Origin of the sequence: Caulobacter mirabilis, from assembly GCF_002749615.1 — a bacterium.
In the GTDB taxonomy this organism is placed as follows: domain Bacteria; phylum Pseudomonadota; class Alphaproteobacteria; order Caulobacterales; family Caulobacteraceae; genus Caulobacter; species Caulobacter mirabilis.
Genome location: NZ_CP024201.1, coordinates 4,101,950 through 4,116,322 on the forward strand (window position 1 = coordinate 4,101,950; position 14,373 = coordinate 4,116,322).

The window sequence follows — 14,373 nt, forward strand, 5'->3', positions numbered from 1 at the left end:
GCGCACTGCCCCATTGACGCCACGCTGACAGGGGAATTCCTTGCGGTGGGACATCGCCACGCTAGGTATGACGCGACGCGGGCGACCAGATAGAAGGACTTCGATGGCCAAGATCACCCTGGTGGACGACGACGAGAACATCGTCGCCTCGGTTTCGCTGGCGCTGGAAAGCCACGGCCACACGGTCAATGCTTGCTATGATGGAGCCGCCGGGCTCGAGTCCCTGCAGACGTCGCCGCCGGACCTGGCGATCCTCGACGTGAAGATGCCGCGCATGGACGGCATGGAGGTTCTGCGCCGTCTGCGCCAGACCTCCGACCTGCCGGTCATCATGCTGACTTCGAAGGACGAGGAGATCGATGAGATCCTCGGCTTCAACCTCGGCGCGGACGACTACATCCACAAGCCGTTCAGCCAGCGGCTGCTGCTGGAGCGGGTCAAGGCCGTGCTCCGTCGGGCCGACGTTCAGGACGAGGACCTGGCCGCCGCGGGGCCGATCGAGCCCAGCGCCAAGGCGATGAAGCGCGGCAAGCTGACCCTGGACCCTGAGCGGCACGACAGCCTGTGGGACGGCAAGCCGGTCCGCCTGACCGTCACCGAGTTCCTGCTGCTGCAGTCGCTGGCCCAGCGCCCCGGCTTCGTGAAGAGCCGCGACAACCTGATGGACGCCGCCTACGACGATCAGGTCTATGTCGACGACCGCACCATCGACAGCCACATCAAGCGGATGCGGAAGAAGTTCCGCCAGGTAGACCCGACCTTCGACGCGATCGAGACCCTGTATGGCGTCGGATACCGCTACCGCGAGTCCTGAGTCCGAGGCGTCGCCCCGGCGCTGGTTCCTGCCCCGCGGGTCGCGGCTCGGCCGGCTGATCATCGCCCTGAATCTGCTCAGCCTGGCCATCCTGGTCGGCGGGGCCCTGACGCTCAACGAGATGCGGCGGGGCCTCGTCAACGCGCGGATCGACAGTCTGATCACCCAGGGCGAGTGGATCGCCCACATCATCGACGACGCGGCCACGGTCGGCGAGCCCGAGCCGGCGCTGCAGCCCGAGCGCGCGGCCCAGCTGCTGCAACTGCTGCATATCCCGCGCAACCAGCGGGTCCGCCTGTTCGACAAGGACGGCCGGATGATCGCCGACTCCTATTTCGTCGCCGACCGCGTCGAGTGGAAACCGTTGCCGCCGGCGCGCAAGCCCGGCCAGGCCGCCCCCTCGAGCGAGCGGACCCGCGCCGAGGAACGGGCCGACCGCGCCCTTCAGGCCGAGCTGGCCGCCGCCCACGAGGGCGAGCCCGTCAAGGGCCGCCGCGTCTCCGAGACCGGCGAGCAGGTGATCTCCGTCTCGCTGCCGATCAAGCGCGTCCGCGCCGTCGTCGGCGTGCTGACGCTTGAGGCGGGCGACGTCGACCAGATCATCGCCCGGGAGCGGGCCAACCTGATCCCCTTCATCCTCATCGCCACCGGCGTGACCCTGCTTTCGTCGCTGCTGCTGAGCCTGCTGGTCGCCCGTCCGATCCTGCGACTGGCGCGGTCCGCCGACCGGGTGAAGGCCGCTCGCGCGCGATCGATCTCACTGCCGGACCTGGCCCGTCGCGACGACGAGATCGGCGACCTGTCCCGCTCGCTGGAGTCGATGACCGACACTCTGTCGGAGCGGATGGACGCCATCGAGCGCTTCGCCGCCGACGTGGCGCATGAGATTCGCAACCCGCTGACGTCGATCCGCTCGGCGATCGAGACGCTGGATCTGGTCAAGGACGCCAAGGCCCGCGACCGCCTGATGGGGATTCTGAAACAGGACGTCGGACGGCTGGACCGGCTGGTCACCGACATCTCGAACGCCTCGCGGCTGGACGCGGAACTGTCGCGAGACGAGCCGCGCCCCATCGACCTGGGCCGCCTGCTCGGCGACATCGTCGCCGTCTACGATTCGGCGGCCAAGCCCGGCGACGTCACCGTGCGCCTGACACATCCGGACCAGACGATCTCGGTCGCCGGTCGGGATGGCCCGCTGGGCCAGGTGTTCCGCAACCTCATCGACAACGCTCGCTCCTTCAGCCCCGCCGGCGGCGAGGTCCGGGTGACGCTCAGCCACGAGCGAGGCGTGGCCAGGATCCTGGTCGAGGACGACGGTCCCGGCATCCCGCCCGACAACCTGGAGACCGTCTTCGAGCGCTTCTACACCTCGCGGCCCAAAGGCGCGGCGTTCGGGGGCAATTCGGGGCTCGGCCTGTCGATCGCCCGCCAGATCGTCGACGCCCACGGCGGCAAGGTCCATGCCGAGAACCGCAGGGGCGAGGACGATGCGGTCGTCGGAGCGCGCTTCACCGTCACCCTGCCCGAGCGCCGCCCGTGATCCTGCACGGCGGCCTGGCGGCGCTGCGCCTGGACGGCGAATGGCGGGGCCTCCTCCTGGTCGGTCCGTCCGGCTCGGGCAAGAGCGACCTGCTGCTGCGGGCGAGCGAGGCCGGCTTCCGGCCGGTCGCCGACGACCGGGTCGTGATCTGGACCGTCGGTGATCGCCTCTACGGCCGTGCGCCCGACACGCTGCGGGACCTGATGGAGAGCCGAGGCCTGGGCGTGCTGCCCGCGGCGACGCTGCCGTTCAGCGAGATCGTTCTGGCGGTGCGCTGCGAGGCTTCGCCGGAGGCCGTCGAACGCTTTCCACAGGGCGAGACCCTGAGCCTGCTCGACCGAAGCGTGCCCCTGCGCCCCCTGTGGCCTTTCGATCCCTCGGCGCCCGCGAAATTACGTCGCGCAATGCAGCATCTTGGATACGATCATTAACGGGCGTATCTAGGCGCCTTCGCGGTGTGGCCGACCTTCCGTCGGGCATGGGGATACCCGGATTTGATCATGACAAGGCGTTGGGCCCGGAAATGATAGGGCTCGTGATCGTAACCCACGGTCGGCTGGCGCAGGAGTTCGTCTTCGCCATGGAGCATGTGGTGGGCCCGCAGGAAGCGGTCGTCCCCATCTGCATCGGCCCCGACGACGACATGGAGAAGCGCCGGAAGGACATCCTGAAGGCGTGCGCCCAGGTCGATTCCGGCAAGGGCGTCATCCTGCTGACCGACATGTTCGGCGGCACGCCGAGCAACCTGGCCATCAGCGTGATGGAGCAGACCCGGGCCGAGGTCATCGCCGGCCTGAACCTGCCGATGCTGATCAAGCTGGCCAGCCTGCGCACGCGGCAGAACCTGGAAGAATGCGTGCACTCGGCCCAGGAAGCCGGCCGCAAGTACATCTCCGTCGCCTCCTACGTCCTGGCGGGCGAGAAGTGACGACGAAGCGAACGGTCGAGATCGTGAACGAGCGAGGCCTGCACGCGCGGGCCTCGGCGAAGTTCGTCAAGATGGCCGCCGGCTACGACGCCGAGGTCCAGGTCAGCCGCGACGGCCAGACCGTCGACGCCCGCTCGATCATGGGCCTGATGATGCTGGCCGCCGGCATCGGCTCGACCATCGAGATCAGCGCCACGGGCCCTGAGGCCGCCGCCGCGGTCGAAGCGCTCAGCGACCTGGTCGCCGCGCGCTTCGACGAGGAGCGGTAGCCCCGCTCCCCCGCCCTAGGGAACCGGATTGCCGTCGGCGTCCACCACGGTCACGGATCCGAGACCCGCGGCGCGAACCTCCTTCTCGATCTTGGCCCGGTCGCCGACGATCACCCAGACCGCCTGGTCGGGATGGATCGCCTTGCGCGCGGCCGCCGTGGCCTCCGCGGCCGTCACGTCCCGCACCCGCTTGGGATAGGTCGTGAAGTGATCCGCCGGCAGGCCCAGGGTGACGATCTGGCCTAGGCTGCTGGAGACCGCCGAGGCGGTTTCCCAGAAGCCGGGCAGCGAGCGCACGAGATCATCCTGGGACTTGGCCAGTTCGGAGGCGGTGACCGGGCGCGAACCGACGATGTCCGCGAACTCCTTCTTCATCTCGACCAGGGACGGCCCGGTCTTGTCGGTCTGGACCGAGGTGGAGGCGACGAAGGCGCGCGGCCCGATCGATCCGTTGACGAAGCTGAAGGCCCCGTAGGACCAGTGCTTGTCCTCGCGAAGGTTCATGTTCAACCGCGAGACGAACGCCCCGCCGAAGGTGTTGTTCATCACTTCGGTGGCCGGCTGCTCGGCCTCGACGCGCGGCGCCATCGGGAAGGCCGCCGTCAGCACCGACTGGACCGCGCCCGGCTTGTCGATCAGGTAGACGCCGGGCTTCGGCGCGGCCGGCGGGATCTCGGCCCGGGCCGGAGGCGGCGCGGCGGTCCAGGTCCCGAACCGCTTCTCGAGCAGGGGCAGGATCTGTTCCAGCGTGGTGTCCCCGACCACCACCAGGGTCGCGCCCTGCGGCTTGATCCATTGCTGATGGTAGGCCGTCAGCGCGTCGCGGTTCAGCGCGTCGATGGTCTGCTCGGTGATCAGTCGTCCGTAGGGGTGGTCGACGCCATAGACCCGCGGGAACAGTACGCGGTTGGCCATGGCGTTCGGCTGCTGGCGGGACTGCTTGAGCGAGGCGATGCGCAGCTTCTTGAGCCGGTCGATGTCGGCCTCGCGGAAGGCCGGGTTGCGCAGGATGTCGACGAACAGGTCCAGCGACGGCTCCAGGCGCGGCGCGAGCGCCGACAGCGAAGCGTAGTTGTAGAGCATGCCGCCGGTGGTCGAGATCTGCGCGCCCAGTTCGGTCTGCTCGCGGCTGATCGCAATGGTGTCGCGGGTCGCCGTGCCCTCGTCCATCATGTCCAGGGTCATGCCGGCCAGGCCCGTCCGCGACGAGGACGTAGTCGGCATGATCAGCGTCAGGTCGATGGTCGGCACGGCCGTGCGACGGGCGAACACCACATCGACGCCGTTGGTGAGTTTGGCCCGCTGGTAGCTGTCGAACACCGGCGCGGCGATCTGGCCCACGGCCGGTCGCGGCGGCGCGGCGGCTGATCCCGTCTCCCGCGCGGTGAAGGGCGTAATCTGCAGCGAGAACACGCCGTCGGTCAGCCAGCGGTTCCCGGCCGCCTTCAGGTCGGCGACGCTGGCGCCGCGGTAGCGGTTCAGGGACTGTTTCCAGGCGTCCGGCGAGCCGTGGAACACTTGGCTCTGCGCCAGCAGGTCCGACTTGCCGCCGAAACCGCCGATCCGCTCGACGCCGCGGATGAAACCGTCGACGCGGGAAGTCTTGATCCGCGCCAGTTCGGCCTCGGTCGGCCCCTCCTTCAGCAGCTTCGCCAGTTCGGCGTCCACGGCCTTCTCGACGGCGTCGATGTCGCCGCCGGGCTTCACCGTCACGACGATGCCGAACGTCGAGCCGAGCTCGCCCTCGGAGACGTAGGCGCTGACCGAGGTCGCCGTCTGCTCCTTCAGGACGAAGCGTTCATAGAGGCGGGCGCTCTTGTCTGACGCCAGCACGTCGGACAGCAGCGCCAGATAGTCCGTGTCGGCCGCGCCGGCCTCCGGCACGTTCCAGACCTTGTAGAGGCGGGGCTGCGGGACGCGATCCTGGGCCGTCGCGCGCTGTTCGCCGGTGCGCTTGGCGGGCCAGGCCGTCTGGCGCGGCACCGGCGGACCGGACGGGAGATCACCGAAATAGGCCTCGACCTTCTTGCGCGCTTCCGCGGGCGAGATATCGCCGGCCAGGACGAGCGTGGCGTTGGCCGGGCCATAGTATTTCTTGAACCAGGCGTGGACGTCCTCGAGCTTGGCGGCGTCGAGATCCTCCATCGAGCCGATCACGGTATGGCCGTAGGGATGGTCCTGCCGGTAGGTGTTCGTGGTGATCAGGTCCCAGGCGACGGCATAGGGCTCGTTGTCGCCCTCGCGCTTCTCGTTCTGGACGACGCCCCGCTGCTCATCGAGCTTGGCCTGGGTGACCGCTCCAAGCAGCCGCCCCATGCGATCCGCCTCCAGCCACAGGACCTGGTCCAGGGCCGCGGTCGGCACGTTCTGGAAGTAGTTGGTGCGATCGGTGTTGGTCGTGCCGTTCAGGTCCGTGGCGCCGACCTGCTCCAGCGCCTTGAACCAGTCCTCGTCGGCGTTCTCCGACCCGTTGAACATGAGATGCTCGAACAGGTGGGCGAACCCGGTCCGGCCCTGCGGCTCGTCCTTGGAGCCGACGTGGTACCAGACGTTGACGGCGACGATCGGCGCCTTGCGATCCTCGTGCACGATCACCGTCAGGCCGTTCGGCAGAACGAACTTCGTGTAGGGGATGTTCACGTCCGGCAGCGGCGCCAGCGCGGGCGCGCCCTTCGCGGCGGGCCTGGCCCAGCTATCCGCCGGCGCGACGACGCCGAACGCGGCGGCCAGGACGGCGGCCGTCAACACGCTCTTGTACTTCATGAGTCCCCCCGGGATGAACGCGACACACGCATCGGTCGCATCCACTCTGGCCCGGGGGCGTCGCCGGGATCAAGCCTGGGCGGGGCTTCCCATCGGGCGCATGCCCAGGTCGCGCATCAGGACGCTGTCCTCGTCCATGCCGGGCAGCGGCGTGGTCAACAGCTTGCCGCCCACGAAGATCGAGTTGGCCCCGGCCAGGTAGCAGAGGGCCTGCAGTTCGCGGCTCATGTCGTCGCGGCCGGCCGACAGGCGAACCATCGACTTGGGACAGACGATCCGGGCGACGGCGACGGTGCGCACGAACTCCAGCCCGTCGATCTCGCCCTCGCGCTTGATCTTGTCGCCCAGCGGCGTCCCGCTGACCGGCACAAGGCCGTTGATCGGCAGGCTGTCGGGATGGGCCGGCAGGGTGGCCAGCTGATGCAGGAAGCTGGCGCGGTCCTCCCGGCTCTCGCCCATGCCCACGATCCCGCCGCAGCAGGTCGAGATGCCGGCGTCGCGCACGTGCTGCAGCGTTTCCAGGCGATCGTCGTAGGTCCGGGTGGTGACGACCTTGTCGTAGTACTCCCGCGAGGTGTCGAGGTTGTGGTTGTAGTAGTCGAGGCCCGCGTCCTTCAGCGCCACGGCCTGCTCGGCCTTGAGCATGCCCAGGGTGACGCAGGTCTCCATGCCCAGCGACTTCACCTCGGTGATCATGGCGGCGACCTTGGGCAGGTCGCGATCCTTCAGATCGCGCCAGGCGGCGCCCATGCAGAACCGCTGCGCCCCGCCGGCCTTGGCCGCCTTGGCGGCCGTCACGACGGTGTCGAGATCCATCAGCTTCTCGGCCTTCAGCCCCGTCTTGAACGAGGCCGACTGGCTGCAGTAGCCGCAGTTCTCGGCGCAGCCGCCGGTCTTGATCGACAGCAGCTGGCTCAGCTGCAGCTCGCTCGGATCGAACCAGCGCCGGTGGACCTGGGCGGCCTGGAAGACCAGCTCCATGAACGGCAGCTCGAACAGCGCCTCGACCTCGGCGCGCGTCCAGTCGTGGCGCGGCAGGGCGGGGTCGGCGAAGCGGACGGGAGCGTTCATGGGGCTGGTCTCTCCATACAGGCCGTTAGGCGCCGCCCTTGTAGACGCGGCCGCCCTTCATCACAAAGCCGACTTTCTTGAGCGACGTCACGTCAGCCAGCGGATCAGTGTCGATGGCGATCAGGTCGGCCTGCTTGCCGGCCTCCAGAGTCCCGATCTGATCCGACAGGCCGAGCAGATCCGCGGCGTTCACGGTTGCGGCCTTGATCGCCTCCATGGGGGTCATGCCGAACTTGACCAGCATCTCGAACTCGTCGGCGTTGCGGCCGTGCTTGGACACGCCCGCGTCGGTGCCGAAGGCGATGCGCACGCCGCGCGGGACGGCCTTGCGGACCGACTCGCCGGTGATCTTGATCCGCCAGTCGACCTTGGCCCGAACCTCGGGGCTGTAGGCGTTGGGATCCTTGGCGATCCGCTCGATGTAGCCGTTCACCGTCGAGAGCGTGGGGACGTAGTAGGCCTTGGTCTTGAGAAACAGCTGGATGGTCTCCTCATCCATGGTCGTGCCGTGCTCGATCGAGTCGGCGCCGTGGCGCAGAGCCAGTTTGATGCCGTCGGCTCCGTGAGCATGGACGGCGACCTTCTTGCCGTAGAGATGAGCCGTGGCGATCAGCGCCTCGGCCTCGTCGTCGAACATCTGGGCGCCCAGGCCGGCGCCGATGCGGCTGTTCACGCCGCCGGTGGTGGCGATCTTGATGACGTCGACGCCGCGGCCGACCTGGAGACGGACGGCCTCGCGGCACGACTCCGGCCCGTCGCACACATTGGCGTGCGGGATCGCCTCGCGCAGCTCGTCCCGGAAGCCCAGACGGCCGTCCATGTGGCCGGAGGTGGTCGAGATCGAGGTTCCGGCGTCGACGATGCGCGGACCGGTCATCCGCCCGGCGGCGATGGCGTCGCGCAGGGCCAGGGTGACGCCGTCGTCGTCGCCCAGGTTCCGCACGGTGGTGAAACCGGCGTTCAGGGTCTTCTGGGCGTTCCAGGCCGCCTCATAGGCGAAGTCGGCCGTCGAGTCGGTCATGCTCGCCAGCTGCCCTTCGACCCCGGCGCGGTCCGAGATCAGGTGGACGTGGGAATCGATCAGGCCCGGCAGGACGAACTTGGTCGACAGGTCGACTACCTTGGCGCCGGGGAATTCCGAGCCGGCGACGAAGCCGTCGCGCACCGCCTCGATCTTGCCGTTGCGGATGATCAGGCTGGCGTTGCGCCGCGGGGCCTGGCCAGGCCGGTCGAGCAGCGTGCCGGCGTGGACGATCACCACCTCGTCCGCGGGCTGGCGGGCCGAGGCCGACACGGACACGAGCCCGGCGGCGGCGATGGCGGCGGCCGCGAGCAGGCCTTTCTTCAACATGGGAACTCCCCCTCGTACTGATTATTGGTTCGCACCCTAGAGAGGCCGGCGGGTTGCGGGAAGCGCCGGAAAGCGTCACAGCCGAGGCCATGACCACGCCGAACCGAGAGATCGAGCTGAAGTTCCTGCTGGACGCGGCAGCGGCGCAGGCCGTGCTGGCCGCCCTGCCGCCCGGCGAGACGGTCGTGAAGGATCTGGTCGCGATCTACTACGACACCGCCGACCATGCGCTGAGCCGGGCCGGCTTCGGCCTGCGGGTCCGCCGGTCCGCCGGGAAGCGCGTCCAGACCCTGAAGTCCGCCTTGGGCGAGGACGGCGGCCGCGACGAATGGGACTGGCCGGTGACGACGGACGAACCCGACCTCGCCCTGCTGGCGACGACGCCGGCCCCGGTCAGTCCCGATACGGTCCTGACGCCGCAATTCACGGTCCGCAGCCGGCGCACCATCCGCCTCGTCCAGGAAGGCGGCGGTGCGATCGAGCTGGTCATCGACGACGCCGAAGTCTCCGCCGGAAACCGCCGGGACGCCTTCCTGGAACTCGAGCTCGAACTGATGTCCGGCGATCCAGCCGATCTGGCGCGCCTGGCCGAACGCCTGTCGAGGGTCGCCACACTGACGCCCAGTTCGGTGACCAAGGCTGAGCGAGGATTTGCGCTTCTGCGATAGAGGTCGGGGGGCTTCGTGCGTCTGGCAGTCATGATCGCGGCGATGGCCGCCCTGGGCGCGCTCGGCGCGGCCCGCCCGGCTCCGGTGGAATACAGCCTCGCTCCGGTGTTCGAGGGTGACGCCCTCAAGGCCGTGGCGGTCGAGGTCCGTTTCGTCGGCGAAGCGGATGGCGACACCCGCGTCCGGCTGCCGAATGACTGGGGCGGCGAGACGGAGCTCTACCGGCACCTGTCGCCGGTCGCGGCCGAAGGCGGCGAGGCGACGGTCGAGAGTCCGGGCGTCCTGCTGATCCGCCACGGGAAGCACGCCCGGATCACCCTGCGCTACCAGGTCGCCAACGGCTATCCAGGCGACCCGCCGGCCGGCAATCCGTATCGTCCCGTCATCCGCCCTGCCTGGTTTCACCTGCTCGGCGAGGCCGTCTTCGCTGAGCCGGAGGACCGCTATCAGGCGCCGGCGCGCTTCCGCTGGCGGGACTGGCCGAAGGACTGGACGATCGCCTCGGATCTCGACCACGGCGGCGGACGCAGGCTGCAGGTCGGCGACGTCCTGCAGAGCGTCAGCGTCGGCGGTCCCGACTTCAGGATCGTCACCCGTCCGATCGACGGCGGCAGCGTGCGCCTGGCCATGCGCGGCCAATGGGACTTCACCCCCGACCGGTTCGCCGATCTGGTCTCCAGCGTGTTGGACGCCCAGCGCCGCTTCTGGGGCGACAAGAAAGGCCCCTACTTCGTCACCCTGATTCCGACCGACGGCGCTCTGACGCAGGTCTCGATCGGCGGCACGGGGCGCGGCGACGCCTTCGCCATGTTCGCGACCGCGAACGCCACGGACAGCGCCCTTCGCTATGTGATCGCGCACGAACACATCCACACCTGGGTTCCGCGCGCCCTTGGCCGCATGCCCAAGGAGGACGAGGCGGGCTCCTACTGGTTCAGCGAGGGCTTCACCGACTTCTACACCTACCGCACCCTGCTGCGGACCGGCGTCTGGAGCCTGGAAGACTTCGCCAGGTACGCCAACGAAAGTCTCCTGGCCTATGAGGTCTCGCCGGTCCGGGCAGAGCCCAACAGCCGCATCCTCAAGGATTTCTGGACCAACGCCCAGGTCGGCAAGCTGCCCTATCAGCGGGGCATGCTGCTGGCCTTCTACTGGGACGCCAAGATCCGGACGGCGACCAACGGCGCCAAGGACCTGGACGACGTCGTCTTCCTGATGCGCCGCTGGCGCGAGGCGGCCAAGACCAGCGACGAGGTGGGTTACGTCAGAGAGGCTTTCGCCAAGGCGATGAACGAGGTCGCCGGGCTGGACGTCGCCCAGGATTACGCCCGCTACGTCGACGCCGGCGAGCCGGTCGTCCTCCCGGCCGACCTGTTCGGGACCTGCGCCCGGATCGCAAGCGAGAACCGGCGGGTCTTCGAGCGCGGATGGGATCCGGAGGCGACCAGCAAGGCCGGGAACGTGGTCACCGGCCTGAAGACGGATAGCCCGGCCTACGCCGCCGGCCTGCGCGAGGGCATGAAGATCGTCCGTCGAGAGGCCGGCGTCGTCGGCGACGCCCGGATCGAGTACGCGGTCCGGATCAAGGAAGGCGACGGCGAGCGGGTCATCCGCTTCATGCCGGAGGGCAAGGGCAACTTCGCGGCGCGGGAGATCGTGATCGCCCCGAGCCTGGACGAGACCGCCCGCAAAGCCTGCGCCGCCCGGATCGGCGGCGCCTGAGCCGGACGTCGCAACCCGGACATAAGGATATCTTTATATCCGAGTTGCGACGGACGCGGCGTCCGGCTATAGAACCGGCCACACCGCAGAGGAGCTTCCGCGTGACCGAGAGCATCGTGCGCGACCTTTCGCTGGCCGATTGGGGCCGCAAGGAAATCGCCATCGCCGAAACCGAAATGCCGGGCCTGATGGCCGTCCGCGAGGAGTTCGGCAAGGATCAGCCGCTGAAGGGCGCGCGGATCGCCGGCTCGCTGCACATGACGATCCAGACGGCCGTCCTGATCGAGACCCTGAAGGCCCTGGGCGCCGACGTGCGCTGGGCCTCGTGCAACATCTTCTCGACCCAGGACCACGCCGCGGCCGGCATCGCCGCCACCGGCACCCCGGTCTTCGCCGTGAAGGGCGAGACCCTGTACGAGTACTGGCAATACACCCACAAGATCTTCGAGTGGTCGGACGGCGGCTACCCGAACCTGATCCTCGACGACGGCGGCGACGCCACCCTGCTCTGCGTGCTCGGCCCGAAGGCCGAGAAGGATCCCTCGATCCTCGACAACCCGCAGAACGAGGAAGAAGAAGCCCTCTACGCGGTCATGAAGACCTACCTGAAGGAAAAGCCGGGCTTCTACACCGCCATCCGCAACGCCATCACCGGCGTGTCGGAAGAGACCACCACCGGCGTCCATCGCCTGTACCAGCTGGCCGAAAAGGGCGAGCTGCCGTTCCCGGCCATCAACGTCAACGACAGCGTCACCAAGTCGAAGTTCGACAACCTGTACGGCTGCCGTGAATCGCTGGTCGACGCGATCCGTCGCGGCACCGACGTCATGCTGTCGGGCAAGGTCGCGGTCGTCTGCGGCTACGGCGACGTGGGCAAGGGCTCGGCCGCCTCGCTGCGCCAGGGCGGCGCCCGCGTGATCGTCACCGAGATCGACCCGATCTGCGCCCTGCAGGCGGCGATGGAAGGCTATGAAGTCCAGACGCTCGACGACGTCGCCGACAAGGCCGACATCTTCGTCACCGCGACCGGCAACAAGGACGTCATCACCGTCGACCACATGCGCCGCATGCGGAACAACGCGATCGTCTGCAACATCGGCCACTTCGACTCGGAGATTCAGGTCGCCGGCCTGAAGAACTTCAAGTGGGACGAGATCAAGCCGCAGGTCCACCACATCGAGTTCCCGGGCGGGAACAAGATCATCCTGCTGTCGGAAGGCCGCCTGGTGAACCTGGGCAACGCGACCGGCCACCCGTCGTTCGTGATGTCGGCGTCGTTCACCAACCAGACGCTGGCCCAGATCGAGCTGTGGACGAACCTGAAGGCCTACACCAACAACGTCTTCACCCTGCCCAAGCACCTGGACGAGAAGGTCGCCTTCCTCCACCTGGCCAAGCTGGGCGCCAAGCTGACGACCCTGGCCAAGGAGCAGGCCGACTACATCGGCGTGCCGCAACAGGGGCCGTTCAAGCCCGAGCACTACCGCTACTAGTCTCCGGAAACGGACGATCGGGAAGGGCGGCGGCCGCAGGGTCGCCGCCCTTTTTCGTCAGAAGGGCCGGCGATCGCTCGGCAGGCTGTCGCCCACGGCGCCGTCGCAGCTGGTCTCCTGGGCGTTGCAGACGCCCCGCGCCCAGCCCTGACGCCAGCCGCCGACCCTGCCGGACACCTCCAGACGGACCCATTCGCCGCGACACTCGTTCAGGCCGCGCCAGCGGAACCGATGTTCCCGCCCGCCCACGAACCAGGTCTCCGCCGCCGTGGGTGAGGACGGATCGGGCCGCTCGAAAGCGCGCCCGGCTCGTCGCCGGCGAAGGCCCTTAGCACGGCGAGCGGCTGGAGCATGCGGCGGTCGCCGCGGGACACCCCAAACTCCAGCGCATTCAAGTCGGGAAGATAGAGCCCCGCCTTGTCCGTCTCGCCGCGCACCGCCGTGGCGGTCGCCGCCGCGGCCGCAGCGCCCGATAGGACCAGCCCCCGCCGCGTAATCATGGGGCGAGGCTGTCATCCCGCCGCGAGACCGTCAACGTCGCGCCGGAACAGCCTCGCCGCCGCCCGCGTTCTCACGGGACCGCCGCGAGGTCCCCGCGAGGCGCCATGCCCCCTCCCGACGACTACCTGATCTTCGGCCCCGACGACGTCGACCTGAGCCGCTCGCCGCTGCGAGCGTCGCTGGGCGCCCCGACCTTCGTGCTCGGCGCCTTCAACCCCGGTTTCACGCGGCTGCCGTCCGGCAACCTGCTGCTGATGGTCCGGGTGGCCGAGGCCCTGGTCGAGCCGGTCTTCGACGACCACGTCCGCGCCATCCGCTGGACCCCGGCGGGCTATCGGCTGGAGCCGTTCCCCATCCCCCATGTCGAGCAGGACGACCCCCGCAAGTTCACCCTGAAGGGCGGGCCCAACCGCCTGCTGGCCCTGACCTCGCTGTCCTGGCTGCTGCCGGTGGAACTGGACCCGGACGGCCGAAAGGTCATCGCCGTCCACTATGACAAGGCCGTCGAGCCGGCGGCTCCGTACCAGGACTACGGCGTCGAGGACGCCCGCATCAGCCGGGTCGATGACGCCTGGTACATGACCGTGTGTTCGGTCAGCGCCGAACGTCACGCCACCTGCCTGTACCTCTCGCGCAACGGCCTGGACTACGAGCTGCTGGGCCTCGTCCTCGACCATCAGAACAAGGACATGCTGCTGTTCGAAGGACGCGTCGCCGGGCGCTTCCTGGCCCTCACCCGGCCGCTGGGCGAGGCCTACTTCGCCTGGCCGCACGACAGCCTCTGGGCCGGCGGGCCGTCGATCAACCTGGCCCAGTCGCCGGACGCCCTGCACTGGAGGCCGGTCGAAGGCTTCGGCATCCGCGCCCGTAAAGATTCGACGTCGGCGAACAAGGTCGGCGGCGGAACGCCCCCGGTCCTGACGCCGCATGGCTGGCTGATGCTCTACCATGGGGTGGAGACCCGCGGCGTGGCCGGCGTCTACCGCACCTTCTGGGCGCTGCTGCACCCGGACGATCCGACGCGCATCCTGCGGATCGAGGACGAGGCGCCGTTGCTGGAAGCCGCGCCGGACCTGACCATCCCCATCGCCGATCGGCTCTATCTCGACACCCCCGTGGCGTTCACGACGGGCATCGTCGACGCCGGCGAGGACTGGCTGCTGGCCTCCGGCGAAGGCGACCTGGCCTGCCGTCTGACGCGCATTCCGAAATCTCGTTTCGCCTGACGCGCTCAGAACCCTAGCGAAGCT

General features: G+C 68.8%; 13 protein-coding genes. 9 read left to right on the forward strand and 4 right to left on the reverse strand.

The genetic code is table 11. The features are described from left to right. The first annotated feature begins 103 nt into the window (after positions 1-103). The 5 genes from CSW64_RS19460 (at position 104) to CSW64_RS19480 (ending at position 3,554) form a co-directional block, all read left to right on the forward strand. The gene (locus tag CSW64_RS19460) at positions 104-814 is read left to right on the forward strand and encodes a two-component response regulator ChvI (RefSeq protein ID WP_099623652.1); all 711 of its coding nucleotides are present in this window, start codon (positions 104-106) and stop codon (positions 812-814) included. Beyond that, positions 783-2,357 carry a stimulus-sensing domain-containing protein gene (locus tag CSW64_RS19465; RefSeq protein ID WP_099623653.1) on the forward strand — a complete coding sequence of 525 codons (1,575 nt, stop codon included), beginning with the start codon at positions 783-785 and terminating at the stop codon, positions 2,355-2,357. Before CSW64_RS19460 ends, CSW64_RS19465 begins: the two co-directional genes overlap by 32 nt. After that, positions 2,354-2,788 carry an HPr kinase/phosphorylase gene (locus tag CSW64_RS19470; RefSeq protein ID WP_099623654.1) on the forward strand — a complete coding sequence of 145 codons (435 nt, stop codon included), beginning with the start codon at positions 2,354-2,356 and terminating at the stop codon, positions 2,786-2,788. Before CSW64_RS19465 ends, CSW64_RS19470 begins: the two co-directional genes overlap by 4 nt. Positions 2,789-2,880: 92 nt before the next feature. Next, positions 2,881-3,285: a PTS sugar transporter subunit IIA gene (locus tag CSW64_RS19475; protein ID WP_099623655.1), complete on the forward strand. Its 405-nt coding sequence runs from the start codon at positions 2,881-2,883 to the stop codon at positions 3,283-3,285. After that, complete coding sequence (locus CSW64_RS19480; RefSeq protein ID WP_245863773.1) at positions 3,282-3,554, forward strand: HPr family phosphocarrier protein; 273 nt, start codon at positions 3,282-3,284, stop codon at positions 3,552-3,554. Before CSW64_RS19475 ends, CSW64_RS19480 begins: the two co-directional genes overlap by 4 nt. Positions 3,555-3,569: 15 nt before the next feature. On the opposite strand, the gene CSW64_RS19485 is transcribed toward CSW64_RS19480, so the two are convergent. The 3 genes from CSW64_RS19485 to CSW64_RS19495 all read right to left on the reverse strand — a co-directional run bounded on the left by CSW64_RS19485 (position 3,570) and on the right by CSW64_RS19495 (position 8,739). Further along, positions 3,570-6,317, reverse strand: coding sequence for a M16 family metallopeptidase (locus CSW64_RS19485; RefSeq protein ID WP_099623657.1), 2,748 nt, complete (start codon positions 6,315-6,317; stop codon positions 3,570-3,572). A gap of 69 nt (positions 6,318-6,386) precedes the next feature. Continuing rightward, positions 6,387-7,388 carry a biotin synthase BioB gene (gene bioB / locus CSW64_RS19490; protein WP_099623658.1) on the reverse strand — a complete coding sequence of 334 codons (1,002 nt, stop codon included), beginning with the start codon at positions 7,386-7,388 and terminating at the stop codon, positions 6,387-6,389. Positions 7,389-7,413: 25 nt separating this feature from the next. Then, positions 7,414-8,739: a metal-dependent hydrolase family protein gene (locus tag CSW64_RS19495; RefSeq protein ID WP_099623659.1), complete on the reverse strand. Its 1,326-nt coding sequence runs from the start codon at positions 8,737-8,739 to the stop codon at positions 7,414-7,416. Between the two features lie 89 nt (positions 8,740-8,828). Between CSW64_RS19495 and CSW64_RS19500 the strand changes: the two genes are divergently transcribed. From CSW64_RS19500 to ahcY, 3 genes are all read left to right on the forward strand, one after another. Beyond that, on the forward strand, positions 8,829-9,407 hold the full coding sequence (locus tag CSW64_RS19500) for a CYTH domain-containing protein (RefSeq protein WP_150131454.1): 579 nt from the start codon (positions 8,829-8,831) through the stop codon (positions 9,405-9,407). Positions 9,408-9,422: 15 nt separating this feature from the next. Next, complete coding sequence (locus CSW64_RS19505; protein ID WP_150131455.1) at positions 9,423-11,129, forward strand: M61 family metallopeptidase; 1,707 nt, start codon at positions 9,423-9,425, stop codon at positions 11,127-11,129. Positions 11,130-11,230: 101 nt separating this feature from the next. After that, the gene (gene ahcY / locus CSW64_RS19510) at positions 11,231-12,622 is read left to right on the forward strand and encodes an adenosylhomocysteinase (RefSeq protein WP_099623662.1); all 1,392 of its coding nucleotides are present in this window, start codon (positions 11,231-11,233) and stop codon (positions 12,620-12,622) included. A 57-nt stretch (positions 12,623-12,679) separates the two neighbouring features. On the opposite strand, the gene CSW64_RS19515 is transcribed toward ahcY, so the two are convergent. After that, positions 12,680-12,871, reverse strand: a complete 192-nt coding sequence (locus tag CSW64_RS19515) for a hypothetical protein (RefSeq protein WP_099623663.1) — start codon at positions 12,869-12,871, stop codon at positions 12,680-12,682. 356 nt (positions 12,872-13,227) lie between these two features. Here CSW64_RS19515 and CSW64_RS19525 point away from each other — a divergent pair, with 356 nt between their 5' ends. Then, positions 13,228-14,349 carry a glycoside hydrolase family 130 protein gene (locus CSW64_RS19525; protein ID WP_099623665.1) on the forward strand — a complete coding sequence of 374 codons (1,122 nt, stop codon included), beginning with the start codon at positions 13,228-13,230 and terminating at the stop codon, positions 14,347-14,349. Positions 14,350-14,373: the final 24 nt, after the last annotated feature.

Bases quoted from the DNA above. Each gene is read 5' to 3' on its own strand.
- CSW64_RS19460 (WP_099623652.1), top strand. From the start codon at position 104: ATGGCCAAGATCACCCTGGTGGACGACGACGAGAACATCGTCGCCTCG.
- CSW64_RS19465 (WP_099623653.1), top strand. From the start codon at position 783: ATGGCGTCGGATACCGCTACCGCGAGTCCTGAGTCCGAGGCGTCGCCC.
- CSW64_RS19475 (WP_099623655.1), top strand. From the start codon at position 2,881: ATGATAGGGCTCGTGATCGTAACCCACGGTCGGCTGGCGCAGGAGTTC.
- CSW64_RS19485 (WP_099623657.1), bottom strand. From the start codon at position 6,317: ATGAAGTACAAGAGCGTGTTGACGGCCGCCGTCCTGGCCGCCGCGTTC.
- bioB (WP_099623658.1), bottom strand. From the start codon at position 7,388: ATGAACGCTCCCGTCCGCTTCGCCGACCCCGCCCTGCCGCGCCACGAC.
- CSW64_RS19495 (WP_099623659.1), bottom strand. From the start codon at position 8,739: ATGTTGAAGAAAGGCCTGCTCGCGGCCGCCGCCATCGCCGCCGCCGGG.
- CSW64_RS19500 (WP_150131454.1), top strand. From the start codon at position 8,829: ATGACCACGCCGAACCGAGAGATCGAGCTGAAGTTCCTGCTGGACGCG.
- CSW64_RS19525 (WP_099623665.1), top strand. From the start codon at position 13,228: ATGCCCCCTCCCGACGACTACCTGATCTTCGGCCCCGACGACGTCGAC.